General features: G+C 55.3%; 26 protein-coding genes. 22 read left to right on the top strand and 4 right to left on the bottom strand.

From position 1 onward, the window contains the following. Nucleotides 1-7: 7 nt before the first annotated feature. From hisS to MchiMG62_RS09390, 3 genes are read left to right on the top strand one after another with little or no spacing between them, the layout of a single operon-like run. Complete coding sequence (hisS, locus tag MchiMG62_RS09400; protein ID WP_221056734.1) at nucleotides 8-1240, top strand: histidine--tRNA ligase; 1233 nt, start codon at nucleotides 8-10, stop codon at nucleotides 1238-1240. Then, nucleotides 1227-3029: a DNA topoisomerase VI subunit B gene (locus MchiMG62_RS09395; protein WP_221056733.1), complete on the top strand. Its 1803-nt coding sequence runs from the start codon at nucleotides 1227-1229 to the stop codon at nucleotides 3027-3029. The genes hisS and MchiMG62_RS09395 overlap by 14 nt, the downstream gene beginning before the upstream one ends. Then, nucleotides 3022-4110 carry a DNA topoisomerase IV subunit A gene (locus MchiMG62_RS09390; protein ID WP_221056732.1) on the top strand — a complete coding sequence of 363 codons (1089 nt, stop codon included), beginning with the start codon at nucleotides 3022-3024 and terminating at the stop codon, nucleotides 4108-4110. The genes MchiMG62_RS09395 and MchiMG62_RS09390 overlap by 8 nt, the downstream gene beginning before the upstream one ends. Nucleotides 4111-4178: 68 nt before the next feature. On the opposite strand, the gene MchiMG62_RS09385 is transcribed toward MchiMG62_RS09390, so the two are convergent. After that, the gene (locus MchiMG62_RS09385) at nucleotides 4179-4538 is read right to left on the bottom strand and encodes a winged helix-turn-helix transcriptional regulator (protein WP_221056731.1); all 360 of its coding nucleotides are present in this window, start codon (nucleotides 4536-4538) and stop codon (nucleotides 4179-4181) included. Nucleotides 4539-4623: 85 nt separating this feature from the next. On the opposite strand from MchiMG62_RS09385, the gene hcp reads away from it, so the two are divergent. From hcp to hepT, 4 genes are all read left to right on the top strand, one after another. Then, nucleotides 4624-6240: a hydroxylamine reductase gene (hcp, locus tag MchiMG62_RS09380; protein WP_221056730.1), complete on the top strand. Its 1617-nt coding sequence runs from the start codon at nucleotides 4624-4626 to the stop codon at nucleotides 6238-6240. A gap of 507 nt (nucleotides 6241-6747) precedes the next feature. Then, complete coding sequence (locus MchiMG62_RS09375; RefSeq protein WP_221056729.1) at nucleotides 6748-7002, top strand: type II toxin-antitoxin system HicB family antitoxin; 255 nt, start codon at nucleotides 6748-6750, stop codon at nucleotides 7000-7002. Nucleotides 7003-7133: 131 nt separating this feature from the next. Then, complete coding sequence (locus tag MchiMG62_RS09370) at nucleotides 7134-7652, top strand: nucleotidyltransferase domain-containing protein (protein ID WP_244987666.1); 519 nt, start codon at nucleotides 7134-7136, stop codon at nucleotides 7650-7652. A gap of 14 nt (nucleotides 7653-7666) precedes the next feature. After that, the gene (gene hepT, locus MchiMG62_RS09365; RefSeq protein ID WP_244987665.1) at nucleotides 7667-8095 is read left to right on the top strand and encodes a type VII toxin-antitoxin system HepT family RNase toxin; all 429 of its coding nucleotides are present in this window, start codon (nucleotides 7667-7669) and stop codon (nucleotides 8093-8095) included. An 8-nt stretch (nucleotides 8096-8103) separates the two neighbouring features. Here the strand turns inward: hepT and MchiMG62_RS09360 are convergent, their stop codons facing one another. After that, on the bottom strand, nucleotides 8104-8772 hold the full coding sequence (locus MchiMG62_RS09360; protein ID WP_221056727.1) for a cyclase family protein: 669 nt from the start codon (nucleotides 8770-8772) through the stop codon (nucleotides 8104-8106). Next, complete coding sequence (locus MchiMG62_RS09355) at nucleotides 8745-9422, bottom strand: HAD family hydrolase (protein WP_221056726.1); 678 nt, start codon at nucleotides 9420-9422, stop codon at nucleotides 8745-8747. The genes MchiMG62_RS09360 and MchiMG62_RS09355 overlap by 28 nt, the downstream gene beginning before the upstream one ends. 403 nt (nucleotides 9423-9825) lie before the next feature. Between MchiMG62_RS09355 and gmd the strand changes: the two genes are divergently transcribed. Genes gmd through MchiMG62_RS09290 form a run of 13 tightly spaced genes read left to right on the top strand, consistent with a single transcriptional unit; the run spans nucleotide 9826 to nucleotide 22583 of the window. Further along, entirely contained in the window at nucleotides 9826-10881 is a 1056-nt protein-coding gene (gmd, locus tag MchiMG62_RS09350; RefSeq protein WP_244987664.1) for a GDP-mannose 4,6-dehydratase, read from the top strand. After that, the gene (locus tag MchiMG62_RS09345; protein ID WP_221056725.1) at nucleotides 10878-11945 is read left to right on the top strand and encodes a glycosyltransferase family protein; all 1068 of its coding nucleotides are present in this window, start codon (nucleotides 10878-10880) and stop codon (nucleotides 11943-11945) included. The genes gmd and MchiMG62_RS09345 overlap by 4 nt, the downstream gene beginning before the upstream one ends. After that, nucleotides 11942-12880 carry a GDP-L-fucose synthase family protein gene (locus MchiMG62_RS09340; RefSeq protein ID WP_221056724.1) on the top strand — a complete coding sequence of 313 codons (939 nt, stop codon included), beginning with the start codon at nucleotides 11942-11944 and terminating at the stop codon, nucleotides 12878-12880. The genes MchiMG62_RS09345 and MchiMG62_RS09340 overlap by 4 nt, the downstream gene beginning before the upstream one ends. Beyond that, nucleotides 12877-14145 (top strand): UDP-glucose dehydrogenase family protein, encoded by a 1269-nt coding sequence (locus tag MchiMG62_RS09335; protein ID WP_221056723.1) that lies wholly within the window; start codon nucleotides 12877-12879, stop codon nucleotides 14143-14145. Before MchiMG62_RS09340 ends, MchiMG62_RS09335 begins: the two co-directional genes overlap by 4 nt. Then, nucleotides 14145-15050, top strand: a complete 906-nt coding sequence (gene galU, locus MchiMG62_RS09330) for a UTP--glucose-1-phosphate uridylyltransferase GalU (RefSeq protein WP_280636151.1) — start codon at nucleotides 14145-14147, stop codon at nucleotides 15048-15050. The genes MchiMG62_RS09335 and galU overlap by 1 nt, the downstream gene beginning before the upstream one ends. Continuing rightward, the gene (locus tag MchiMG62_RS09325) at nucleotides 15047-15883 is read left to right on the top strand and encodes an ABC transporter permease (protein WP_221056721.1); all 837 of its coding nucleotides are present in this window, start codon (nucleotides 15047-15049) and stop codon (nucleotides 15881-15883) included. The genes galU and MchiMG62_RS09325 overlap by 4 nt, the downstream gene beginning before the upstream one ends. 1 nt (nucleotide 15884) lies before the next feature. After that, complete coding sequence (locus tag MchiMG62_RS09320; RefSeq protein ID WP_221056720.1) at nucleotides 15885-17198, top strand: ABC transporter ATP-binding protein; 1314 nt, start codon at nucleotides 15885-15887, stop codon at nucleotides 17196-17198. Nucleotides 17199-17227: 29 nt separating this feature from the next. Further along, on the top strand, nucleotides 17228-17971 hold the full coding sequence (locus MchiMG62_RS09315; RefSeq protein ID WP_221056719.1) for an O-methyltransferase: 744 nt from the start codon (nucleotides 17228-17230) through the stop codon (nucleotides 17969-17971). Further along, nucleotides 17931-18683 (top strand): FkbM family methyltransferase, encoded by a 753-nt coding sequence (locus MchiMG62_RS09310; protein WP_221056718.1) that lies wholly within the window; start codon nucleotides 17931-17933, stop codon nucleotides 18681-18683. Before MchiMG62_RS09315 ends, MchiMG62_RS09310 begins: the two co-directional genes overlap by 41 nt. Before the next feature lie 45 nt (nucleotides 18684-18728). Then, nucleotides 18729-19673: a UDP-glucuronic acid decarboxylase family protein gene (locus MchiMG62_RS09305; RefSeq protein WP_221056717.1), complete on the top strand. Its 945-nt coding sequence runs from the start codon at nucleotides 18729-18731 to the stop codon at nucleotides 19671-19673. Next, entirely contained in the window at nucleotides 19666-20601 is a 936-nt protein-coding gene (locus MchiMG62_RS09300) for a hypothetical protein (RefSeq protein ID WP_221056716.1), read from the top strand. Before MchiMG62_RS09305 ends, MchiMG62_RS09300 begins: the two co-directional genes overlap by 8 nt. Before the next feature lie 30 nt (nucleotides 20602-20631). Beyond that, complete coding sequence (locus MchiMG62_RS09295) at nucleotides 20632-21423, top strand: class I SAM-dependent methyltransferase (protein WP_221056715.1); 792 nt, start codon at nucleotides 20632-20634, stop codon at nucleotides 21421-21423. Further along, nucleotides 21420-22583 (top strand): glycosyltransferase family 4 protein, encoded by a 1164-nt coding sequence (locus MchiMG62_RS09290; protein WP_483414102.1) that lies wholly within the window; start codon nucleotides 21420-21422, stop codon nucleotides 22581-22583. The genes MchiMG62_RS09295 and MchiMG62_RS09290 overlap by 4 nt, the downstream gene beginning before the upstream one ends. Here the strand turns inward: MchiMG62_RS09290 and MchiMG62_RS09285 are convergent. Then, entirely contained in the window at nucleotides 22559-23530 is a 972-nt protein-coding gene (locus tag MchiMG62_RS09285; protein ID WP_221056713.1) for a GDP-mannose 4,6-dehydratase, read from the bottom strand. The genes MchiMG62_RS09290 and MchiMG62_RS09285 overlap by 25 nt on opposite strands. A gap of 293 nt (nucleotides 23531-23823) precedes the next feature. Here MchiMG62_RS09285 and MchiMG62_RS09280 point away from each other — a divergent pair, with 293 nt between their 5' ends. Then, nucleotides 23824-24048: a hypothetical protein gene (locus MchiMG62_RS09280; protein ID WP_221056712.1), complete on the top strand. Its 225-nt coding sequence runs from the start codon at nucleotides 23824-23826 to the stop codon at nucleotides 24046-24048. A gap of 65 nt (nucleotides 24049-24113) precedes the next feature. Further along, nucleotides 24114-24779, top strand: a complete 666-nt coding sequence (locus MchiMG62_RS09275) for a class I SAM-dependent methyltransferase (protein WP_221056711.1) — start codon at nucleotides 24114-24116, stop codon at nucleotides 24777-24779.

The following is a 24779-nucleotide window of genomic DNA, read 5'->3' as shown; positions in this document are numbered from 1 at the left end:
ATACCGAATGCTTCAAAAACCACGGGGAACACGGGACTTTTTACCCGACGAGATGGAACGGCGGCGGCTGATCGAGCGGCGGATGCGGGAAGCGGCCCGCCGGTGGGGATACCGGGAGGTCTGCACACCCGACTTCGAGAACCTTGAACTCTTCACAATGAAGTCCGGCGAAGGGATCATCCAGGAGATGTACGTCTTCGAGGACAAGGGCGGCAGGCAGTTGACGCTCCGGCCCGAGGTGACCGCGGCGGTGCTCCGGATGTACGTCAACGAGGGCAAAGTGCTCCCGAAACCGATCCGCTGGTGCTACTTCGCCGACTGTTTCCGCTACGAGCGCCCCCAGAAAGGCCGTTACCGGCAGTTCTGGCAGTTCGGCGTCGAGCTGATCGGGGCGGACACTCCATCCGCCGACGCCGAGGTGATCATGCTCGCCGACGACACCCTCCGGTCGACCGGCGTCACCTTCGACCTCCATGTCGGCCACCTCGCGCCGATGAAGCATCTCCTCTCCGGGCTCGACCCCGGCGACCAGCGGGCGATCATGGCCTACCTCGACAAGCACGACCCGCAAGGGCTCGAGGCGGCGCTGGTCGAGAAGAACCTTACCCACCTTGCCGAGCCCCTCGCGGCGCTCGGAGAGTGCCGCACCGTCTCCGAGGTCTTCGAGGTCGCCGGCGACGTCCCGGAGCGCGCGCGGATCGAAGAGACGTTCTCGCTCCTCGACTCCCAGAACATCGACTACCGGCCCGACTTCGGGATTGCCCGGGGGCTCGACTATTACACCGGGATGGTCTTTGAGGGGTTCGCGAAGAACCTCGGCGCGGAGAACCAGATCCTCGGCGGCGGCACCTACCGGCTCGCCCACCTCTTCGGCGGCGACGACGTCGCGTCCTGCGGGTTTGCTATCGGTTTCGACCGTGTCATGGTCTCGATCGGGGACTTTACGCTCGCGCACGAACCCGTCGTCGGCGTCGTCTGCACGCCGGAGGGACGGGCGCGGGCGCTCGAGGTCGCCCGGGCCTTCCGGGAGGCGGGGATCCGGGCCGAGGCCGACCTGATGGGGCGGGGGATGGGCGCCCAGCTCGCTCACGCCGCAAAGACCGCAGACTTCGCCGCGGTCCTCGGGAAGCGCGAGGTCGAGGCGGGGACGGTGACCCTCAAGGACCTCCACTCCGGCGAGCAGCAGGAGAGGAGCCTCGAGGACGCCATCGCTGAGGTAGCGCGGCATGGTGCTTGCTGAAGACCTGGCGAAGCAGCAGCGGAGCATCAGCATCGCGGAGTTCTTCGAGAAGAACAAGCACCTGCTCGGCTTCGACTCCCCGACGCGCGGGATCATCACCACCATCAAGGAAGCGGTGGACAACGCCCTCGACGCCTGTGAGGAGTCGGAGGTGCTCCCCGACATCTTCGTCGGCATCAAGAGGGTCGACGCCGAGGTCTACCGGATAACCGTCGAGGACAACGGCCCCGGCATCGTGCCGGAGAACGTCCCCCTGGTCTTCGGAAAACTCCTCTACGGGTCCAGGTTCCACCAGATCCGGCAGAGCCGCGGGCAGCAGGGTATCGGGATATCGGCGGCGGTGCTGTACGCGCAGCTCACCACCGGCATCCCGACGCTGGTCGTCTCCCGGACGGGGGCGAAGGCGAGAGCGCACCGGTTCGAACTGATGATAAAGACCGAGACGAACGAGCCGGAGATCGTCAGCCACGAGGAGATCGACTGGGACCGGACGCACGGGACACGGATCGAGATCCAGTTCAAGAGCACCCTCGCCGCGAAGAAGCGGCTGGCGGACTACCTCCGCCTGACGGCGATCGTCAACCCGCATGCCCGGATAACGGCCGATATCGACGGCGAGGTGACGACGTTCGAACGGGTATCGGGCGAGGTCCCGCCCTGCCCGAAACCCATTCTCCCCCACCCGCACGGGATCGAGTTCGGGGCGCTGAAACGGATCGCGGCGGCGAGCACCGGGACCGTCGAGGAGTTCCTCGTCGGCAGTTTCTCCCGGGTCGGGAAGAAGACCGCAGACGAGATGATCGCGCTCGCCAAACTCAAACCCTCACGGAAGGTGAACAAACTCGATGCCGACGAGTTGAAGAGGCTCCTCGAAGCGATGCAGGCCGTGAAGGTTCCGGCCCCGCCGGCGCAGCAGTGCCTCTCCCCCATCGGGGAGGACCTGATCTGCCGGGGGCTTGAGAAGGAGATCCAGCTCGACTTCGTCAAGGCCCGCACCCGGCCGAGCGCGGTCTACGGCGGGCACTCGTTCATCATCGAGGCGGCGATCGGTTACGGCGGCAAGGTTCCCCCCGAAGGTACCGCCCAGCTCTTCCGGTTCGCAAACCGCGTCCCCCTCCTCTACCAGCAGGGCGCCTGCGCGATCACGAACTGTGTCTCGCAGGTGAACTGGAAGGGTTACGGTCTCTCGCAGCAGGGCCTTCCCATGGGGCCGATGCTCATCATGGTCCACGTGGCGTCCACGAACGTCCCCTTCACGAGCGAGAGCAAGGACGCGGTCGCGTCCATCCCGGAGATCGAGCGCGAGATCGTCCTCGTCCTCCAGGAACTCGGCCGGGAACTCAAGACCTACCTTTACCGCCGGGACAAAACGAAGCAGCAGGACAACCGCGCCCGGGCGATATGCTCGATCATCCCCGATATCGCCGCAAAGGTGAGCGAGATCGTGGAACTCCCCCTCGTCGACACCTCCCCGATCGAGGGCAAGATCATGCGCAAGGTCGTCGCGAAGAAGCGGACGGTCGACGGGAAGGTCTGTATCGACGTCAACAACTACACCGCGAAGGAAGTCCCCCTTGTCCTCTACAACCTCTCCCGCGATGAGGCCGCGGACGCGGTGCCCCGGCCGGACTTCGTCGACAATATGGACGGGGAGTACAACAAGGTCTGGCGGCGCACCCTTGGCGCCGGCGAGGCCTGGCAGATCGTCTACACGGGATCGGGCGACGGTTCGGTCGATCTGCGCGGCGTGGAGGATAACGTGAAAGTGGTGGTGGATCTCGATGTCTAGGGAAGAGATGGATGCGCTGGCAAAGGAGCGGCTCGTTGGTATCGCCCGTGGATGGTACGACCAGATGCGGGACGGTGTCGTGCCCTATATCCGGCTGCCGACGCGGACGAAACGAAATCTCGCCTACGACGACGAAGGCGAGGTCTGGAAGTACGGCGAGAAGGAGAGCACCCGGGCGGCGACGAACGAGAAAGGAGCAGTCCATATCCTGAAGATGGCCTATCTCATCGGGTTCTTGAAGCAGCAGCTCGTGGAGAACCGGTCGTCGACCTTGAGAGAACTCTACTATATCTCCGAAGGGTGGAAGAAGGCGAAGTTCACCGCCCAGGACGAGAGCAACCTCCTGATCGAGGATCTCGAGATCATCACCGACGTCCAGCGGGAGGCGTTCCACCTCCGGCCGGAGGAGGACGGCGCCTCGCTCTTCGGGCCGCTGCGGATCCGGGAGACCACCCGCCGGGGCGTCAAGGAGATGCACTGCCAGGAGGACGTCGGGGAGGCGGGCTACCCCATCCCGAACAACGTCGATAACCTCGACTTCGTCGACCACGACGCGAAGTTCGTCATCGCCATCGAGACTGGCGGTATGTACGCCCGTCTGATGGAGAACGGGTTCGACGAGGAGTACGGGGCGATCCTGGTCCACCTCAAGGGGCAGCCGGCACGCTCCACGCGCCGGGTCTTACGGCGTCTCAACGACTCGCTCAACCTTCCCGTGGTCGTCTTCACCGACGGCGACCCCTGGTCCTACCGGATCTACGCGAGCGTCGCCTACGGCTCTATCAAGAGCGCCCACATGTCGGATATCCTGGCGACCCCCCAGGCGCAGTTCATCGGGGTGCAGCCCTCCGACATCTCCGACTACAACCTCCCCGCCGACCACCTCACGGAGCAGGACATCAACGCACTGAAAGCAGAGTTGACAGACCCCAGGTTTGCAACCGACTACTGGCGCACCCAGATCAACCTGCAGCTCGATATGAAACTGAAGTCGGAACAGCAGGCGTTCGCGAGCCGGGGGCTCGACTTCGTGACGAAGGAGTACCTCCCAAAAAGGCTCTCGGAGATGGGGATCATCTGAGCGTTATGGGGACTTCTCCCCAGCTCCTTACCCGGACGGACGAAGGGCCGGTTCCCGGCCCGCGGCCGTCACAACACGCAGTCGTGGCAGTCCTGCGCCCCGCATGCCCGGTTCTCGATCTTCCACCGGAGCGCCCACCGCTTGATATCCTTGATCACCTCGACGAGTCCAAGCCCGCTTGCGGTGAGGGTGTACTCGCTTCTGACGGGGACGGTTCCGGCCTCCACGTGCTTCTCGACGAGGCCTTCCTCCTCCAGTTCCTTTAAGCGGGCCGAGAGGACCTTCGCCGTGATCCCCGGGAGCCGCTCCTTCACCTCGGTGAACCGCCGGGTGTAACCGTCTCCTTTGTAGAGTTCGAGGATGATCAGGAACATCCACTTCTTTCCGAGATACTTGACGGTCCGATTGACCGTGCAGACGCTCTGCATGGTATAATTAGAGAAACCTTCTCCTCCTTATACCTTAGTATCTAACAGATACCTTGTATCAAAAAGATATCATGGAGTGACATGAATGTTCTGCAACCAGTGTGAAGAGACGGCAAAAGGCCTTGGCTGCACCGTACGCGGTGTCTGCGGCAAGGAGGGCGAGACCGCCGGGCTCCAGGACGTCCTGATCTACACCCTCAAGGGGCTCTCGGTACGGAACCTCGCGGCGATGAAGAAGGGCGGCGGGAACCCGGGGGCAGGGAGGTTCGTTGCGGAGAGCCTCTTTGCGACCCTGACCAACGTGAACTTCGACCCCGCGCGGTTTGAGGAAGCGATCCAGGAGGCCGCCTGCATCCGCGACGCTCTCCCCCCCGCCGGGAATGCGGAGCCTGCGGCCTGCACCTGGGCCCCGGCAAGCCCTGAGGCCATCGCGGCGAAGGCGCAGGAGATCGTCGCCGCACGGGAGAACGCTGATCCGGATCTCCAGTCGCTCCGCGACCTCCTTGTCTACGGGCTCAAAGGGATAGGCGCCTACTCGCATCACGCCGCCGTCCTCGGCTACGAGGACGAGGAGGTCATGTCCTTCATGCAGGAGGGCCTCGCCGCCACGCTGCAGGACCTCTCCGTCGACGAGATGGTCGGCTACGTCTTGAAGTGCGGCGAAGTCGGCGTGAAGGTCCTCGCCCTCCTCGATACGGCGAACACCGGCTCCTACGGGACGCCGGCGATCACGACGGTCGGCACCGCCGCAGGTGCGCGACCGGGCATCCTGGTCACCGGCCACGACCTCAAGGACCTCGCCGACCTCCTCGAACAGACCGCGGGGACAGGCGTCGACGTCTACACCCACGGTGAGATGCTCCCGGCGCACGGCTACCCGGGCCTCAAAAAGCACTCTCACCTGGTCGGCAACTACGGCGGTTCCTGGCCGTTCCAGCGGGAGGAGTTCGAGCGGTTCAACGGCCCGGTCCTGGTCACGACGAACTGCCTCGTCCCCCCGAAGGACTCCTACCGCGACCGGGTCTACACCACCGGGCTCGTCGGGTATGCGGGGCTGAAACACATCGGCGCGTCGCCGGACGGGAAGAAGGACTTCTCGGCCCTGATCGAGCACGCGAAGCGCTGCAAGCCCCCGGCGGATCTCTCCCGCGGCGACCTGGTCACGGGATGCGCCCACGCCCCGGTCCTCGCCATCGCCGATGCGGTCGTCGGTGCGGTGAAGTCCGGCGCCATCAAGCGGTTCCTCGTGATGGCCGGCTGTGACGGGCGGTACAGCGGGCGGGATTACTACACCCGGTTCGCCAAGGCCCTCCCGGCGGACACGATCATCCTTACCGCCGGATGCGCGAAGTACCGCTACAACAGCCTCGGGCTCGGCGATATCGGCGGCATCCCCCGCGTCCTCGACGCCGGCCAGTGCAACGACTGCTACTCCCTGGTGGTCATCGCCCAGGCCCTCGCCGAAGCCTTCGCCGTCGGGATCAACGACCTCCCGATCTCCTACAACATCGCCTGGTACGAGCAGAAGGCGGTGCTCGTCCTTCTTGCCCTCCTCTCGCTCGGCGTCAAGGATATCACCCTCGGCCCCCGCCTCCCGGGCTTCGTCTCGCCCGGAATCCTGAAAGTGCTCGTCGAGAACTTCGGGATCAGGGGGATCGCGACGGTCGAGGAGGACCTCGAACGGATGGTGCCGGGGAACTGAATCCACTTCCTTTTCTTAAACAATTGGATTTTGTGGGCTCAGGTGGGAGCGTTTCGGGCTATGGAGGAGGTCGTCCCAAAAAGATCTCCGAACCTTCGGCATACCCTAATCGGAGCGCTTACTCCCTATGAATCTGCCATCTGACCCTCATCCCGGACATTGAGGGTGAAACGGCTTCCCATTGGATGCCGCACCTCCGGTGCTCCTGCTCCGGTTCTACGAACCATCGCATATCGCCACTCGGGGAGTGCGACTGGCCGAAGGGTGCGATGGGCCGAAGGGCCGGAGCTGGAGAAAACCGAAGGGTTTCGGGTCAGGAGCATGAGAAGAACGAAGTTCTTCGAGGGTCCGGGGAGGTGCGAGCGGGTGCCCCCTCCCGGTAACGGTGTTCTGGGACAACTCCGAGTTTTGCTGTCTGGGGCTGGAACGTGGGTGGGAAGACAAAGCCCAACCCGCTCTGAGAAGTATCTAAAACGATCGAGAGTTACAGTCTCCTGGAGGATGAGGATGCCATATAGATACGCGATCGAGATAATCTACAGCGATGAGGACGAAGGGTTCATCGCCGTGGTCCCGGAACTTCCGGGGTGCTCCGCATTCGGCGAGACCGAGGAGGAAGCGCTCCGCGAGGTGAAGGTTGCCGTCTCCCTTCGGCTTGAGGCCGCCATCGAAGAGGGCAGGAGAATTCCGGAGCCTGTTGGGATGGAGCGGCTCCGGGATATTCTTTCGGGGACGGGGGCCGCGTGCGGGCCGGGAGCGTGAACGGCAGTCCTCATGCGCGGGCAATCTCTGGGTATTAGACATCCTACAGGGCCAGCACACGGTTTTCCCATATGTCCTTTGACAGGAGGCGACCGCTACAGGATATCCGGTTCTGCCGCAGGGAAGGGTTAATGAGCAGGGATGACGCAACCCTCTTTGCTGACAGGTCTGATTATACGTGGAATCGACCCGCTGCGGGGGGCCGGGTGATGCGGGAGGTGAAAGGAGAAGTGGATGAAGTTGACCGAGAGCGGATCGTCGATCAGCTCCGCCGATGCCTTGATGGCAGGGAGGATATACTGCTTGGATACCTCTACGGCTCTTTTCTCCGCCACGGCGAGTTCCATGACATTGATATAGCGTTGTTTGTCTCCGGGGAGAGAGATCCCTATGAACTCTACAAATATACCATGGGTATCGCATCCGACCTTGAGCGGTGTATCACGCCGAGGTATGAGATCGATCTCCGTCTCCTGAATGATGCGCCCGTCGAGTTCCAGTATGAAGTAGTGAAGACCGGCCGTCTCCTTGTCTCCCGGGATGAGGAGACGCGCATCGCTTTTGAGGCCGACGTGATAGCGCAGTTCCTCGATCTGAAATATCTCTACGATACGATTGACAGAGCTCTCCTCGCCAGGGTGGGAGAATGAGGCTTTTCCATCATATGCGGGAACTGGAGGAGGCTCTGAGGGACTGGGAGCGATACCGGCGCATCCCTGAAGAGCAGTTCCTGCAGGACCGGGATACGCAGAATATGATCCACCATGCCATGCTGCTATCCATTCAGTCGGCAATCGACATAGCGACCGATGTGATTGCAGAGGAGAGATTGAGAAAGCCTTTCACGTACCGGGAGACATTCGAGGTTCTCGCGGGTGAGGGGGTCATCCCCGAACCTCTTGCAAGGGATCTCTCAAACCTGGCAGGATTCCGAAATGTGCTCGTCCATATCTACTGGAACCTGGACCTCAAGCAGGTGTACGCGATCCTGCAGCACGATCTTGCTGTCCTCCGGACATTCTCCGTTATCATGAAGGAGCACATTTCAGAGAGCGATTCTGCCGAACAGGATGGATCTTTTTCAGAGCCCTAGCACCCTCCTCACCCGAACTCCGCGAGCGCCACTACCGGCACCCCCTCCAGGTCATCAAAGACCACCGGATAGACCCGCAATGTCCAGGACTCTTCAAGCAGCCTGCCGTACGAGAGGTCCACATCCTCGAGCAGGAAGATGTGCGGCGATCCGCAGAGGAACGCGCGGTGGGCCTCTGTACCCTCCTCCGGTTCTGCCGGGATGGCGATGGAGATGGCGTCGATCCCAAAAAGCCTGAGGGCGGGGTTCTCCATACGGAGGAAGCCCGGAACCTCGTGGTGCACCCAGGGGTGCGCGTTTGCGTAGGCATCCGGGTCGCTCCCCCGGACCCGGCCGCTCCCGGTCCGGACAAAGAGCGCGCGCGAGGTCCGGATTGCGTCGAGGTGTTCGAGGAGGTCGTAGATCCGGATCGGTTCCGTTCCGGTCTTCGGGATCGCGATGCACCGGGCGGGCTCAAAGACCGCTTCCGGCGCAAGGAGACCCTGGACCGAGCCGCCGCCCGGGCAGAAGTGCCGGGGGAGGTCAATGTGCGTCCCGGCATGGCTGGAGAACGCGATCAGGCTCTTCTCCTCCGCATCGCCCTTTTCAAAGGACTTTGTGCGGGAGATCGCGAGCGGTTCCGTTCCGGGATAGAGGGGCGCTCTCCGGTTCAGGGGGTACGAGATCGGGATGAGCATATGTTCTCCCGTAGGTACTCCCGGAGTTCATGAAGGTTCTCCACGATCCCCTCCACTCCCGGCCGGTCGGTAAACCGGTTCGGGTCGCCGGGCGGGATCCTCGCAACGAACCGAACGCCGGTCGCGCGGGCTGCGTCCCAATCGTTCGGGGCGTCGCCGACGAAGAGGGCCTCATCCGGCAGCGCGCTGGTCTCTAGAAGGATCTCCCTGATGCACTCGGCTTTCATCTTCGGCGAGCCGTAGATCCGGACGAAGTACTTTGTGAGGTTCCGGCGCTGGGCGATCTCCTGCATCTCGCCCTCCGGGGTCGCGGAGACGATATAGAGCGGGATTCTCTGCGAGCAGTCCCTGAGGAGTTCCTCTGCGCCCTCGACGTACGGGACGGTGAGCATGGATTCAAAGATCAGAGCGACGTATTCGCTCGCGAGCCGCTCCTCTGTCTCAGGGGTGAGTTCTTCGTGGAGGATGTTTGCGTAGATGTGGCGGAACTTGTCGTACCGGGACATCCCGCCGTTTTCGAGGTGGAAGGCGATGATCTCGTCGAGGTGTTTTGGGGGCGCGAAGGAGAAGATCTTTTTGAACGCCGCGGTCTTCAGGGGGAGGGATTCGACGATGACGCCGTCGAAGTCGAGGATGAGGGTGGTGAGCATGATAGTTATCTCATCGATTGCCGGCTACTAGTACCTGACGGAAGGACGATGTCCCGGTTGTGCTCCTCTATCTCCTGGTAATCCCGCTGGGAGAGGATTTTAGTATGTCCGCAGAAAAACGGCCCCATCACGGCCCGGATGTACGTCCCAAGAACCGCCTGCCTTCCGCGTGAGCATAAATAAGGTGCGGAGGTTATCCCGGCAAGCGGGTTACGATATACCTTCGTTCGGAATCCGATCGCAGAGTTAGTGAAAATGTCTCGCCTCATTCAGGGAACAAAATGCCAATATAGTTCCTTTTTTGCCCCGGCCTTACTAATCCACCGTTTTACATAGTTATTCACAATACAATATTCATATATTGCGGACGTACAAACTAGTTATTGATTGTCAAGACGGGAAGGTGAGCAATATATCTAAAAAAGCTTTAATAACCGGCATCACCGGACAGGACGGTTCCTACCTCGCTGAGTTTCTCCTCTATAAGGGGTATGAGGTACACGGGATCATCCGGCGGGCATCGACCTTCAATACTCCCCGGATCGATCATATCTACACCGATCCGCACGATACAGGCGCACGGCTTTATCTTCACTACGGCGACCTCTCCGACGACGAGCAGATCTCCCACCTCATCTATAATATAAAACCCGACGAGGTCTACCATCTCGGGGCCCAGAGCCATGTGCGGGTCAGTTTCGATATCCCCGAGTACACCGGGAACGTCACCGGGCTCGGGACGACCCGGCTTCTTGAGATGATCAGGAGGAGCGAGAACGGGACGAAGTTCTACCAGGCTTCGAGCAGCGAGATGTTCGGAGCGACACCGCCGCCGCAGAGCGAGGAAACAACATTCTGGCCGCGGAGCCCCTATGCCTGCGCCAAACTCTATGCCTACTGGATGACGCGGAACTACCGTGACGGTTACGGGATGTTTGCCGCAAACGGGATTCTCTTCAACCACGAATCCCCCCGGCGGGGCGAGACGTTCGTGACGAGGAAGATCACCCGGGGGATCGCCCGGATTCTTGCCGGCAAGGAGAAGTATCTCTACATGGGGAACCTGGATGCCCGGCGGGACTGGGGATTTGCCCCGGAGTACGTCGAGTGCATGTGGAGGATCCTCCAGCAGGAAGAGCCCGAGGACTTCGTCATCGGGACCGGGGAGAGCCATTCTGTCCGGGAGTACCTTGAAACTGCCTTCTCGTACGCAGGCCTCGACTGGGAGGAGCACGTCAGGATCGATCCCCGGTACTTCCGGCCGACCGAGGTCGAAGACCTCATTGCGGATGCCGGGAAGGCCCGGAAGAAACTCGGCTGGAAGCCCTGCGTGACGTTTACCGACTTAACGAAGATCATGGTCGACGCGGACCTGAGAGAGGCAGGGCTTGAGCCCCCCGGCGAGGGGGACGCGTTCCTCGCCCGGAAGTATCCGGACCGGTGGTGGACAAAGGATTGAAGCGGCCGAGGGTCTGTTTCTACACGAGCGACTTCGGTTACGGCCACGCGACGCGGGATATTGCTCTCATCCGGGAACTGCAGAAGAGCCTGGGCGCTGAAGTGGTCGTCAGGGCTGGTTCTCCCGCTGATTTCATGTCCTGCTCGCTCCCCGGTGTCGAGGTCCTGCAAAGGCCAAACGACCCCGGGGTTGTGATGGACGGTGCCGCCGTGGCCGGGGAGAGGACGCTTGCGGCGGTGGAGCAGTGGGTCGCCTCCTGGGAGGAATGCATCGCCGCCGAGATGATCTTCCTCCGTGACCGCGGGTTCGATCTCGTCCTCTCCGACATCGCCCCGCAGCCCTTCCTTGCCGCGGAAGAACTCGGAATCCCGTCGCTCGGTGTCTCGAACTTCACCTGGCATCTCATCTACACCCGCCTCTTCGGAAAGACCGAACTGACCGACCGGATTGCCGAAGCCTACCGTGCCGCAGACGTCGCTCTTCTGCTCCCGCTCCACGAACCCATGGCGGTCTTTAAGAATCGGCGGGAGGTGGGGCTCGTGGCGCGGGCAGTGACCCGGAACCGGAAGGAGATTCGGCGGCTGTGCGGTCTTTCGGAGGAGGAGCCGCTCGTCTACCTCGGCGGCGGGCAGTCACTTGACCCCACTGTCTTCCGGGGCGTTCGATCTGCACTTGCCGGGTGCACCCTCCTCGTCCCGTCGTGGACTGACCTGCCCGGTGCGGTCAGGATTCCGCCCGGTGAGACCGAGACGCAGGACTGGATTGCCGCCTGCGATCTCGTCGTCTCAAAGCCCGGCTACAGCACCATCGCCGAGGCGATTCAGGCCGGTGTCCCGATGGCCCTCTTCAGCAGGGAGGGGTTTGCCGAGGACGACTACCTCATCGGGGATGTTAAGGTTATGGGGATCGGGAGAGAAGTCCCGGCGGCGGCCGTCCTCGACGGCTCGTGGGCAGATGACCTGGAATCCCTGATGGAGCTCCGGGAGAACTTCGGAAAGATCGATGGTCTCTTCAGGAGTGACGGCACAAAAGAATGTAGCAGTATAATCGGTGAGATCCTATGAGGTTTGGGGACGGGATGGAGGTCCTCGTCACGGGTGGTGCCGGGTTCCTCGGCTCATCCCTCGTGAGGACGCTTGAGAGGCACGGATTTACGAAAGAGAGTATTCGGGTGCCCCGGAGCCGCGATCTTGACCTGCGGCGGTGGGAGGACTGCGTCACCGCGGTCCAGGACGTCGACCTTGTCATCCACCTCGCGGCGAAGGTCGGGGGGATCGGCTACAACATGGCAAACCCGGGCTCCCTCTTCTACGACAACGCCATCATGGGGATCCAGCTGATGGAGGCCGCCCGGCAGGCAAGCGTGGAGAAGTTCGTCGCCGTCGGGACGATCTGCGCCTACCCGAAGTTCACGCCGGTTCCGTTCCGGGAAGAAGACCTCTGGGAGGGGTATCCCGAGGAGACCAACGCCCCCTACGGTCTCGCAAAGAAGATGCTCCTCGTCCAGGCTCAGGCCTACCGGCAGCAGTACGGCTTTAACGCGATCTACCTCCTCCCGGTGAACCTCTACGGTCCCGGTGACAACTTCGACCCTGCGAGTTCGCACGTCATCCCGGCCCTGATCAAGAAGTTCGTCGAGGCGGTGGAGACCGGTGCGGAGAGTGTCGAGGTCTGGGGGACCGGCGCGGCTTCCCGCGAGTTCCTCTACGTCGACGACGCCGCCGAGGGGATCGCGCTCGCCGCCGAACGCTACGACAGGCCCGACCCGGTGAACCTCGGGGCGGGTTTCGAGATCACCATTCGCGACCTTGCAACCCTCATCGCCGATCTCACCGGGTTTACCGGCGAGATCGTCTGGGATACGGCGAAGCCGGACGGTCAGCCCCGGCGGTGCCTGGACGTCTCGCGCGCGGAGCGGGAGTTCGGGTTCCGCGCGAAGACGGGCTTTGAGGATGGGTTGAGGACGACGATTGAGTGGTACAGGAACGAGAGAGTATGAAGATCTCCATCATCGGCTGCGGGTATGTCGGGTGCGTGACCGGGGTATGCTTTGCCGACTTGGGCCACGATGTGGTCCTCGTCGATGTCGACCCGGCAAAGGTTCGGGCGATCACTGCAGGGCAGTCTCCTATCTACGAACCCGGGCTTGAGGATCTAATCCGGAAGAACCGCGACCGGATCAGCGCGACCACGGACCTTCGAGTTGCTGTTGGATCGACCGACATCACCTTCGTCGCGGTCGGGACGCCCTCACGGGAAGACGGGGCGATCGATCTATCCTACATCCTTACCGCGTGCGAAGAGATTGGGCAGGCCCTCAAGGAAAAGGAGGCTTTCCACACGGTCATCATCAAAAGCACGGTCTTTCCCGGGACGACGAAAGAGATGGCCGGCCCGGTTCTTGAGAGGGGCTCCGGGAAGATGGCCGGAAAAGACTTCGGTCTTGGCTCAAACCCAGAGTTCCTGCGTGAAGGAAGCGCTGTCCGGGACTGCCTCTCCCCGGACCGCATCGTCATCGGGGCCGATGATCCCAGGACTGCCGGGATCCTTGGCGACCTCTATGCGCCGGTCGGGGCCGCGGTGCTTGTAACCCCCGTCACGACGGCAGAGATGATAAAATACACGAGCAATGCCGTCCTCGCGGCGAAGATCAGCCTTGCCAACGAGATAGGAAACCTCTGCAAACGGCTTGGCGTGGACTCACGTGAGGTCTTTACGGTGGTAGGGATGGACGGCCGGGTAAGCCCGGCATTCTTTAGGACGGGGATAGGGTTCGGCGGTTCCTGCTTCCCGAAGGATGTCCGGGCCCTCATCGCCGGGGCGAGAGCGCACGGCGAAGACCTGAAGATCCTCAGGGCAGTCCTTGAGGTCAACGAGGAGCAGCCCAAAAGACTCCTCTCTCTCCTCCAGCGGCATATCCCCGATCTTCAGGGGAAGACGATCGGGGTTCTCGGGCTCGCATTCAAGCCCGATACCGACGACGTCCGGGAGAGCCGGGCCATCCCGGTCGTTGCAGATCTTCTCGCTGCAGGGGCCCGGGTGGTCGCCTACGACCCGGCGGCGATGGAGAACTTCCGCCGTGTCTTCCCGCAGGTCACGTATGCGCCCGCCCCGGACGAGGTGCTCGAGGCCGATGCCGTACTCATCCTCACCGAGTGGGGGGAGTTCGAGGGGCTTGATTACCGGGGAAGGATCGTCATCGACGGCCGCCGGCTTGAGAAGGCAAAGGATGAAGCAGCCGTCTACGAGGGGGTGTGCTGGTGATGGAGGTCAAGAAAGCTGTTATTCCTGCGGCCGGCCTCGGCACTCGGTTCCTCCCTGCGACGAAGGCCATGCCCAAGGAGATGCTTCCCCTCATCGACCGGCCGGTCATCCAGTACGTCGTCGAGGAGGCGATCGCCTCGGGGATCGACGATATCCTGATCATAACCGGCCGGGGAAAGCGCGCGATCGAGGATTACTTCGACGACTCCCCGGAACTGGAACTTCACCTGAAGGAGAACGGGAAGGAGAAACTCCTCAAAGTGGTGCAGGATGTTTCGTCTCTTGCGGATATCCACTATATCAGGCAGAAGGAACCGAAAGGACTTGGCGACGCGGTGCTTCGGGCAGAGAAGCATATCGGGGACGAGCCCTTCGCCGTCCTCCTTGGCGATGATATTATCCGGAATTCAACCCCATGTACACGGCAGTTGATCGATATATCCGGGCGGTACGACGCGTCGGTGCTGGCTGTCGAGGAGGTTCCCCCGGAGAAGATCAGCAGTTACGGGATCATCCGGGGCAGGGAGTTTTTAGACTCTCTCTACATACTCGAAGATATCGTCGAGAAACCCTCTGTTGAAGATGCTCCTTCGAACATCGGCGCAATCGGGAGGTATGTCTTCACCCCGGAGATCTTTGATTGCCTGAAACGCACGGCGACAGGGGTCGGAGGGGAGATTCAGTTGACGGACGCGATACGGATGCTCATGCAACAGCAGCAGGTGTATGCCTACGCCTTCGAGGGCAAGAGGTATGACACCGGGGACAAGGCAGGCTACGTACAGGCGATCATCGACTTCGCGCTCGAGAGGCCTTCGCTGAGGGAGGGGGTCATGTCTCATCTCCGGGAGGCGATGAAGGTAGAGCGCTACGCTGACAGGATTCACGGAATTAGAGAACCATGACCGAGCACACCTCAGACTTCGAACTGGTCATCCGCCCGAAGTATGGTCTCCTTGACCTGAACTGGAAGGAGCTGAAGGAGTACCATGAACTCCTCTTCTTCCTCGCGCTCCGCGAGATCAAGATCCGTTACAAGCAGACCGTCATGGGTGCGTCGTGGGCGGTGCTCCAGCCGCTCTTCACGATGATTGTCTTCACCCTGATCTTCGGCGGCCTTGCGCAGATGCCATCGGAGGGGATCCCATACGCCCTCTTCTCCTACTCGGGCCTCCTCCTCTGGACCTACTTCCAGAATGCATTGTCCGGAGCGGGGAACAGCCTGGTCGACAACGCTCCGCTCCTCTCGAAGGTCTACATGCCGAGGCTATTCATCCCGACGGCACCGTGCCTTGCCGGGATCGTGGACTACGGGATCGCCATGACAATCCTCGCCGCCATGATGGTCTACTACCAGTTCGTGCCGACGGCCGCGATCCTCCTCCTGCCGGTGATCGTCCTCCTGACCTTCCTCCTCGCGGCGGGGACCGGCTACTGGCTCTCATCGATCTGCGTGAAGTACCGGGACGTCAAGTTCGCTCTCCCGTTCTTCGTCCAGCTCCTGATGTTCGTCTCCCCCGTCATCTACCCGACAGACATCGTCGGCGGGAACCTGCAGTGGCTCCTCTCCCTCAATCCGCTCACCGGCCTCCTCAACGCGCACCGGGCTGTCCTTCTCGGTCACGTCCCGGTGGACTACGTCGGCCTCGGCGTATCGGCGGCGATCACGCTTGCGGTATTCGTCAGCGGCGTCCTGTACCTCCGCCGGACAGAGAAATACTTTGCGGACCTGGTGTAACATGACATCCCGAAAAGAGAAACCGATCATCGAGGTAAAGAACCTCTCCAAGCAGTACCAGATAGGGATGGACCGGACTTACAAGCGGTTCACGGAGAGCTTCACGAACGCCGTGCGACATCCGATCAGGACCCTGAGTGGCCTCACTGAACCGAAGGACACCTTCTGGGCGCTCAAGGACGTCAACTTCGAGGTCGAGCGCGGCGAAGTCCTCGGCATAATCGGGCGGAACGGCGCCGGCAAGAGCACGCTCCTCAAGATCCTCTCCCGGATCACCCACCCGACCGAGGGCGAGATTGTCATGCGGGGCCGGGTCGGCTCCCTCCTCGAGGTCGGCACCGGCTTTCACCCCGAACTCACCGGCCGGGAGAACATCTTCTTCAACGGCGCCATTCTCGGCATGAAGAAGCGCGAGATCGAGGAGAAGTTCGACGAGATCGTCAAGTTCTCGGGCGTCGAGAAGTTCCTGGACACCCCGGTTAAGAGGTACTCGAGCGGGATGCAGGTGCGGCTCGCGTTCTCGGTAGCGGCGCACCTGGACCCGGAGATTCTGCTGGTGGACGAGGTGCTGGCGGTGGGGGACGCCGAGTTCCAGAAGAAGTGCCTCGGGAAGATGGGGGAGGTGGCGAGCGAGGGGAGGACGGTGCTGTTTGTGAGTCATAATATGGCGGCGGTCCAGCAGTTATGCTCATCTGGAATATTATTGGATGAGGGGAAAATTGTTTTCAGTGGCACGAAAGATGAGGCAGTTCGAAATTATCTCCAATGTAGTGAAAGCGACTCAAAAGGGGATATTGAAACGAGAAAAGACCGACAGGGGAGCCAGTGGCTAACATTTAGTCGAGTTTCTCTTTTTAATTCCGATGGCAATGAGATCAGCCGTATCTTATGTGGACAAGATGTGTACATTAGGTTCTATTATCAATCCAAAAAACAGGTTCTCAATGCATCGGTCCTCGTTGCTTTTAATATTAGCAACAGTTTGGGTTATCTTTTAGCCAACCTTAATTCTGCGGATTCCGGGCCAAATCAATTTAATATTTACAAGGACGGATATTTTGAGTGCTATTTACCAAAATTTAATCTTAGATCTGATGTCTATGAATGTACGTTATTCTGTGCAATTAATGGAGAAATTGTTGACTGGGTTAGAGGTGCCTTCAGAATTAATGTTGACGATGGAGACTATTATGGAACAGGAAAATTGATTGAACGTGAACAGGGGATTGTTCTAATGGATTGTTCTTGGGACTCCAAGAATGAAGATCATCTAACATATGAGGAGCGGAAGAGAGTTGGAGTATTTGAGGTGTGATGATTGTGTTGAATTATAAAATATCGGCAATGAAGCAAGCAATACAGTTTTGTAATCATCCTATTTATCGAAAAATTCGCGGTATTTTGAGCATTTGTAAGTATATATGGTTCCATGGCTTTACCCAACCATCTTGGTTACTAGACTATTATGGAAAGAAGTTAGGCGGTTCCGTATCCTATAAAGAGAAAGTGCCAATGGATTGTAATAAAAATCCTCTTCCTTGGTATACATATTCCGCTATCGAATATCTTACGCAGTTCGACTATTCAAAATGTACAGTCTTTGAATATGGTTCTGGAAATAGTTCTCAATTTTGGGCTCAGCGAGCTTTGAGGGTCACAAGTGTTGAATCCGATAAAGATTGGTATTGGATTGGAAATCAAAATATTCTGTCAAACCAAAAACTACTGTTAAGTACTGAACAGATAGATTACATCAACTCTATTCATTTGGAGAATACTTGCTATGATGTGATCGTGATCGATGGCAAATATCGATATAATTGTGCAGTTGAAGCAGTGAAAAGAATAAAGAGTGGAGGAATTATCATATTGGATAATTCAGATTGGTTTCCGAATGCAACAAGACTCTTACAGGAAGCTGGATTAACACAGATCGATTTCATTGGTGTTGGTCCTGTTAACATGTACTCTTGGAGTACCTCGTTGTTCTTCCAAAACTCGTTAGAAATTCCAAGAATTATTAGCACTGGAAATGTCAAAGTGATTGGTGGACTTGTTCAGGTGGGAGAGGATGACAGGTTATTATAGATCTTTTCGCAGTCTGCTTAATAACGCAAAAAAGAGGGCGAGTAACACTCAATTACCGCTCTTTAGAAGATCTTTTTCACTGGATCAACTCGATATAAAGTTGAAATCATATATTGACTTTACGGACGGTTTTTTCATTGAAGTTGGTGCTAATGATGGAATAAGTCAAAGTAACACATTATATTTTGAGAAATATATGGGATGGAAAGGATTACTAATCGAAGCTATTCCTGATCTTGCAGATAAGTGTCGTCAAAACCGTCCAAGATGTATTACTGAAAACTATGCACTCGTTGCATTCGATTATCCCGAAGATACAATTGTGATGAATTATTGTAATTTGATGAGTTGCGCACAAGATGCATTTCATGATGAGGCGACTGCTCGTCATTATATTGAATCGGGGATAAAATATCTCAGGGAAAATGAATCTTCATATAAAATACAAGTGGCTGCCAGACCACTTTCTGTTGTTCTGGACTCCCATAACCTGAATCACATTGATTTACTATCCCTAGATGTCGAAGGTTATGAGGTCGAGGTTCTTAGGGGGATTGACTTTGATCGGCATGCTCCTAATTATCTCCTTATTGAAGTTCGACCCGAACATAAAAAGAATATAGAGGAAATAATTGGAAAAAAGTATAATGTTTTAGATGTTCTAAATTCAAATGAACTTTATTCGGATATCCTTTACTCTCTTCAGGAGTGACTCCATGGAGTGGCACATAAATCAACAGTGGTGGGGCAGAAAAAGATGGCAAAACAGGTAATCATTACTGGCGGAGCTGGTTTCATCGGCTCTCATCTTTGTGAGAGACTTCTGAATGCAGGAAACGAAGTGCTCTGTGTTGATAACTTCTTCACAGGCAGTCGCCAAAATGTGGCACATCTCCTTGAGAACAAAAATTTTGAGATCCTGCGTCACGATATCACCTTCCCGCTGTACGTCGAAGTGGACGAGATCTACAACCTTGCCTGTCCTGCAAGCCCGGTGCATTACCAATTCAACCCGGCACAGACCACCAAAACCTCGGTGATGGGGGCGATCAACATGCTGGGGCTGGCGAAACGGCTGCGCATTCCTATTCTCCAGGCGTCGACGAGTGAAGTGTATGGAGATCCGACCGTTCACCCTCAACCCGAGACCTACTGGGGGAATGTCAACCCCATTGGGCCACGTGCATGTTACGATGAGGGGAAACGCTGTGCGGAGACACTGTTCTTTGACTACCGCCGTCAACACGGGCTGGATATCAAAGTGGTTCGCATCTTCAACACCTATGGCCCCAGGATGCACCCCAATGACGGGCGAGTCGTCAGCAACTTCATCGTCCAGGCCCTTAGAAATGAGGAGATCACGGTCTACGGTGACGGATCGCAGACCCGCAGTTTCTGCTATGTAGATGATCTCGTAGACGGCATGATGCGGATGATGAAGACAGAGAAAGGGTTCATCGGCCCTGTAAACCTGGGGAATCCCGGCGAATTTACCATCCTGGAACTGGCAGAAATGGTCATCGCCATGACCGGATCGAAGAGCCGGATTGTGTTTAAACCGCTTCCAGAGGATGATCCAAAGCAGAGAAAACCGGCCATAGATTTGGCTGAAGAGAAGTTGGGCTGGACGCCAAAGGTTCAATTGGAAGACGGGTTAAAGAGAACAATAGAATATTTTGAGAGGGTATTGCAGAATGAATGAATCTGACACGTTTAACCCCCCACTCCCTTTGAGGACTCCGGTACTATTTCTGGTCTTCAACAGGCTCGATACTACCAAGCAGGTTTTTGAAGCGATCCGCCGGGCAAAACCTCCAAGATTATATGTGGCTGCAGATGGTCCCAGAGCAGACCACCGGGGTGAAGGCGAAAAAGTCCGGGCTGTTCGGAATTATATTCTGAGCTCTATCGACTGGAATTGCGAAGTAAAAACGCTTTTTCGGGACGAGAATCTTGGATGTAAACGGGCGGTGAGCTCCGCAATCGACTGGTTCTTTTCCCATGTTGAAGAGGGGATTATTCTTGAGGATGACTGCGTGCCTGATCAGAGTTTCTTTCCATTCTGCCAGGAACTTCTTGAACGCTACCGCGATGATAAGCGGATTATGATGATCTCTGGCGACAATTTCCAGTTTGGACAGAAATGTACAGAAAATAGTTACTACTTTTCGCGGTATCCCCATATCTGGGGATGGGCTTCGTGGGAACGTGCTTGGAAGTTATATGATAGCGAAATAAGCACCTGGCCAGACTTTCATAAAAATGGATATCTTGAAGATACTTTATCTGAGAAAAGAGCGGTTAAGTACTGGGAATCCATTTTCAATTCTGTATATGATGGGTCTATTAATACATGGGATTATCAATGGGTATTTTCTTGCTGGATCCAGGGGGGTCTTTCAATTACTCCAAATCAAAATCTTATCTCAAACATTGGATTTTGCCAATCGAGTACACACACTAAAGAAGGTAGTAATTTTTCCAACCTGCCCACTGGTAGGATAAAATTTCCATTGAAACATCCAAAATATATTATTCGGAATGTTGCTGCAGATGAATTTACTGAAAATGTCTGGTATTCTCGATCAAATAATCCAAAAATGTTATCAAGACTTAAACTAATGAAATGAATATAGAATTTTAAAACTGTGTGGGAAAATATGAAAAAGAGATGTAATATTTGTGAAGGGGTCATGATTCCTGTTTTTTCAGGTCAAATCCTAAACAAACATAAAGTTCAATATTTCCAATGTCCTGATTGTGAATACATTTGTACTGATGACCCCAGTTGGTTGCAAGAAGCATATAAAAATCCAATTAATCGTACCGACACAGGTATATTGTCGCGTAACATCTACGACGCCAAAATAACTTCATGTATTATTTACAGTTTTTTTTCTCAAAACAAGAAATATCTAGATTATGGCGGAGGCTACGGAATTCTTACCCGCCTAATGCGAGATATTGGTTTTGATTTTTGTTGGTACGATCCATATACACAAAACAAATTTGCACAAGGATTTGAGTACTCTCCCAATGGCGATGAAATAGACGTTATTACCTCGTTTGAAAGTTTTGAACATTTTGTCCAGCCTCTTGATGATCTCGAAAAAATTTTTGCTGTATCTCACAATATTATTTTTTCAACAGTATTATTGCCTAAGCCCGTACCGAAACCTGATGACTGGTGGTATTATGGCTTAGAGCATGGACAGCATGTTTCATTTTACTCCCAGAAAACATTACAAACCATAGCCAAAAAATTTAGGGTGAACTGTTATTCGTACAGTTCCATACATCTTTTTACGCCTAAAAAAATAGATAAAAAATTGTGGTTTCTTGTGTGCAAACTGTACTGGTTGATATTTCCATTGGTTAAATCAAAAATGGTCAGTAAAACATTTCGAGATATGGAATACCTTAAAATTAGCAAGGAGGATGAGGTTGCATGAAAATTCTTTACGACAACCAGATCTTCACTCAGCAGAACTATGGCGGCGTCTCTCGGTACTTTTGTGAACTGATGGATCAGTATTCCCAAGATCCAGACATTGAGCAAACTCTCGCCCTGCGTTATTCGCGTAACGAAAACCTTTGCAGTCGCTATGCATTATATCAGCACTGGTCAAGCAGAAGTGAGTTCTTGTGTAACACACATATCTTCCCGGTCATCCGGAAAATTACACGTGTCGATGTATTAAATTACCTGCGTATTAATCAAAGAGAATCAGTACGTATGTTAAAGAAACAGGACTTTGACCTGTTCCATCCGACATACTATGACCCGTATTTCTTGCAGCATCTCCAGCAAAAACCATTCATACTAACTGTTTATGATATGATCCATGAACTATATCCTGGTTACTTCTCCCCCAATGATCCTACAAAAACATGGAAAAAGAAATTGATCGAACAGGCTGAGGCAATCATTGCGATTTCAGAGAGCACGAAGAGCGATATAATAAAATATACAAATGCCGAGCCGGATAGAATCTCTGTGGTGTATCTTGGAAACCCCTTTGAATATCTGGTTCAATCACACCGGGTCAAAAACAATTTTGAGCATCCAGCACTTGAGGAGCCCTATATCTTATTTGTAGGAAATCGGAATGGGTATAAAAACTTTATATTTTTCATTAAATCCGTGGCAAGACTGCTAAAAAAAGATGAGAACCTGCGTGTCTATTGTGCTGGAGGAGGGCCATTTATGCGGCCTGAACTGGAAATACTCAATGAATTGAATATCCTTTCAAAAGTGCGATTTATCAACACAAATGATCTGATTATGAAGCATTTATATGAAAACGCACAGGCGTTCATATTCCCCTCTCTCTACGAAGGCTTTGGGCTTCCCATTCTGGAGGCATTTTCCTGTGGTTGCCCTGCGCTATTAAGTAACTCCAGTTCCCTTTCCGAGGTCGGGGCGGATGCAGCCTGCTATTTCGATCCAAATGATCCGGAATCCCTTCTTCAAAGTATCGAAACAGTTCTTTCCGACGATCATTACAGGGAGACACTTATCAGAAAAGGATTCGAACGATTAAAACTATTTTCCTGGGAGAATACGGCTCAGGGCACAAAAAAGGTCTATGACAATTTATTAAACCAGTAAGTATAGATTTTTTCAAGACTTTGCTCGATAGAATGGGTGGGTTCCCACCCCGTTTCACGGTGAAGTTTTTCATAACTCCCGATGAGTATCGGATTGTCTATCGGGCGGAGGAGATAAGTTTTCTGCTCTATTTCTATCGGTATCTGTGTTAACTTGGACAGGCAATCTACAATATCCTGAATTGAATGCCCTCTACCACTGCATACATTGTAAACTTCGCCAGGTACCCCTTTTTCTAATATTGCATTGTATGCCAAAACTACGTCATCTATATCCACGAAATCACGGATAATTGATCCCGCCCCAATTTTTATTATCGGTTTTTTATGATTAACTGCAATATCAGCGAATTGCCTGGCAATAGAACTTACTACAAATTGATCCCTTTGTCCCGGTCCAATATGGTTGAAAGAGCGTGTACAACAAATATTGAGGTGGTAGCCTTTTACGTAGATTCGGGATAAGTATTCTTCAGAGACTTTTGCGATCGCATATGGATTTGCAGGGCTAACCTGCCGTTCTTCGGTAAGTGGGAGATCACTCATGTTAACGATGCCGTATTCTTCGGAAGAACCAATGGATAGTATCTTAGAGTCTAACTCCTGAGTTCTCACTGCTTCAATAATATTGAGAAATGCATTGGTATTGTTGAGAAACGAACCGGGAGGATCTCGCCAACTTTGAGCGACAGAGCTGAACGATGCCAGGTGGAGAATGAGATCCGGCTGTATTTCTTTAATTATTGTATTGATTTTTGCGGAGTCAAGCAAATCGCATGGATGAAACGTAATTGAGCGTAAATCAAACGCCTGATCCAGAACAGTATCCCACGCGGGTTTTGAACGACTCACACCGTGGATATCATAGCCTGTTTTCTTGCTCAACAAGTATCGAGTAAAATGCCCGCCGACAAAACCACTTATCCCGGTAATGAGTATTGATACCATAGCCCATCAATGATTTGACGAGCGATATTTTAATATGTTCGTTTTTGCACCTCTTTTTGAGTTGCATTGTCTCATATTTCTATGGCTTGCCTGAGACCTATATTCGTATCTAATCGTTCTTTGTCTACGCCAAATATCTTCTCCCAGTTCGTATCCGCCTGCGACGAAGCCGCCCCGTCGGAACGGGTTGGCGGCGTCGAGATCCAGTTCGTCCCATGTCAACTGGAACCTGGTCGAAGACCAGTCTGCCGAAGGGCCTGATCCAGGCGGATACACCCTATCTCCGGGAAGTAATGGTGATCTTAAGCCACGTCTTCGTTGGGTACCTCTACTTCTCCTACCGGATCCAGAACCAGAGCAGGCAGGCGAGGATGACTGCACACCTCCTACCCCCGGGGCTGCTCCTGAAAATCTCAAAGGTCATAGGCAGTGAGTTTTTGGGAGGAGAGGCGGATCCGCCGAGGTGCCGAAGCAGGTCTACAAGATCGCCGAGAAAATCAACCTCGATAACCTCCTAACACGTGAGAAGTTTGGGATCAAATAAATAAAGGAAGAAAAAAACAATGGAGATGGAAATACTAAAATGAAAAGGATATATAGGTTTATTAGAGATCAATTTCTCGCCGGTCATAGCGACAAACTGAATCTTCTCGGCGACCGTGACATCGAATGGTCGTGGGTCGCATCGCAGATGCCCAAGGGATCAGGAGAAGCATTGGATTTTGGGCCCGGGGGGAGTTCATTAGGGCTTGTCGCCGCAGAGGCCGGGTTCAACGTGACGGCAGTCGACCAGCAGCCAATTGCATGGCTGTATCATCACCCCCACCTCCACTTTACGCAAGGAGACATTCTCAAACTCCAGCTGCCCGAAAGTCATTTTGATCTGATTATCAACTGCTCCGTCATCGAACATGTTGGCCTTGCGGGTCGTTATGGAGTAACAGAGGATCTACTTGACGGTGATTTAGATGCAATGGAGCGACTGAAAATGTTACTTAAGCCGGAGGGAATCATGCTTCTAACAATTCCCGTGGGTAAAGATGCTGTATTTCCCCCTCTCCATAGAGTGTACGGAGAAGCCCGCTTACCTCTCTTGTTAAGTGGATACATCATTGAGAAAGAACAGTATTGGACTAAAGATATGGAGAATAAGTGGATCCCTGTTACAAAAAAAGAAGCCCTTAACAGATTCCCTCAAGAAAGACTCTATGGGTTAGGCTGTTTTATCCTCAAACGAAAAGGAGATTAA

Source organism: Methanoculleus chikugoensis (assembly GCF_019669965.1).
Taxonomy (GTDB): Archaea; Halobacteriota; Methanomicrobia; order Methanomicrobiales; family Methanoculleaceae; genus Methanoculleus; species Methanoculleus chikugoensis.
This window is presented reverse-complemented; position numbering and strand designations above follow the sequence as displayed.

What these genes read in the sequence shown, in the direction of transcription:
- MchiMG62_RS09285 (WP_221056713.1), bottom strand. Translation starts at nt 23,530, where the DNA reads ATGGTATCAATACTCATTACCGGGATAAGTGGTTTTGTCGGCGGGCAT.
- galU (WP_280636151.1), top strand. Translation starts at nt 14,145, where the DNA reads ATGGAGGTCAAGAAAGCTGTTATTCCTGCGGCCGGCCTCGGCACTCGG.
- MchiMG62_RS09375 (WP_221056729.1), top strand. Translation starts at nt 6,748, where the DNA reads ATGCCATATAGATACGCGATCGAGATAATCTACAGCGATGAGGACGAA.
- MchiMG62_RS09300 (WP_221056716.1), top strand. Translation starts at nt 19,666, where the DNA reads ATGAATGAATCTGACACGTTTAACCCCCCACTCCCTTTGAGGACTCCG.
- MchiMG62_RS09385 (WP_221056731.1), bottom strand. Translation starts at nt 4,538, where the DNA reads ATGCAGAGCGTCTGCACGGTCAATCGGACCGTCAAGTATCTCGGAAAG.
- MchiMG62_RS09275 (WP_221056711.1), top strand. Translation starts at nt 24,114, where the DNA reads ATGAAAAGGATATATAGGTTTATTAGAGATCAATTTCTCGCCGGTCAT.
- hepT (WP_244987665.1), top strand. Translation starts at nt 7,667, where the DNA reads ATGCGGGAACTGGAGGAGGCTCTGAGGGACTGGGAGCGATACCGGCGC.
- MchiMG62_RS09335 (WP_221056723.1), top strand. Translation starts at nt 12,877, where the DNA reads ATGAAGATCTCCATCATCGGCTGCGGGTATGTCGGGTGCGTGACCGGG.
- MchiMG62_RS09390 (WP_221056732.1), top strand. Translation starts at nt 3,022, where the DNA reads ATGTCTAGGGAAGAGATGGATGCGCTGGCAAAGGAGCGGCTCGTTGGT.
- MchiMG62_RS09340 (WP_221056724.1), top strand. Translation starts at nt 11,942, where the DNA reads ATGAGGTTTGGGGACGGGATGGAGGTCCTCGTCACGGGTGGTGCCGGG.
- MchiMG62_RS09290 (WP_483414102.1), top strand. Translation starts at nt 21,420, where the DNA reads ATGAAAATTCTTTACGACAACCAGATCTTCACTCAGCAGAACTATGGC.
- MchiMG62_RS09360 (WP_221056727.1), bottom strand. Translation starts at nt 8,772, where the DNA reads ATGCTCATCCCGATCTCGTACCCCCTGAACCGGAGAGCGCCCCTCTAT.
- MchiMG62_RS09295 (WP_221056715.1), top strand. Translation starts at nt 20,632, where the DNA reads ATGAAAAAGAGATGTAATATTTGTGAAGGGGTCATGATTCCTGTTTTT.
- MchiMG62_RS09280 (WP_221056712.1), top strand. Translation starts at nt 23,824, where the DNA reads ATGGTGATCTTAAGCCACGTCTTCGTTGGGTACCTCTACTTCTCCTAC.
- hisS (WP_221056734.1), top strand. Translation starts at nt 8, where the DNA reads ATGCTTCAAAAACCACGGGGAACACGGGACTTTTTACCCGACGAGATG.
- MchiMG62_RS09315 (WP_221056719.1), top strand. Translation starts at nt 17,228, where the DNA reads ATGAAGCAAGCAATACAGTTTTGTAATCATCCTATTTATCGAAAAATT.
- MchiMG62_RS09325 (WP_221056721.1), top strand. Translation starts at nt 15,047, where the DNA reads ATGACCGAGCACACCTCAGACTTCGAACTGGTCATCCGCCCGAAGTAT.
- MchiMG62_RS09370 (WP_244987666.1), top strand. Translation starts at nt 7,134, where the DNA reads ATGAGCAGGGATGACGCAACCCTCTTTGCTGACAGGTCTGATTATACG.
- MchiMG62_RS09395 (WP_221056733.1), top strand. Translation starts at nt 1,227, where the DNA reads ATGGTGCTTGCTGAAGACCTGGCGAAGCAGCAGCGGAGCATCAGCATC.
- MchiMG62_RS09355 (WP_221056726.1), bottom strand. Translation starts at nt 9,422, where the DNA reads ATGCTCACCACCCTCATCCTCGACTTCGACGGCGTCATCGTCGAATCC.
- hcp (WP_221056730.1), top strand. Translation starts at nt 4,624, where the DNA reads ATGTTCTGCAACCAGTGTGAAGAGACGGCAAAAGGCCTTGGCTGCACC.
- MchiMG62_RS09305 (WP_221056717.1), top strand. Translation starts at nt 18,729, where the DNA reads ATGGCAAAACAGGTAATCATTACTGGCGGAGCTGGTTTCATCGGCTCT.
- MchiMG62_RS09320 (WP_221056720.1), top strand. Translation starts at nt 15,885, where the DNA reads ATGACATCCCGAAAAGAGAAACCGATCATCGAGGTAAAGAACCTCTCC.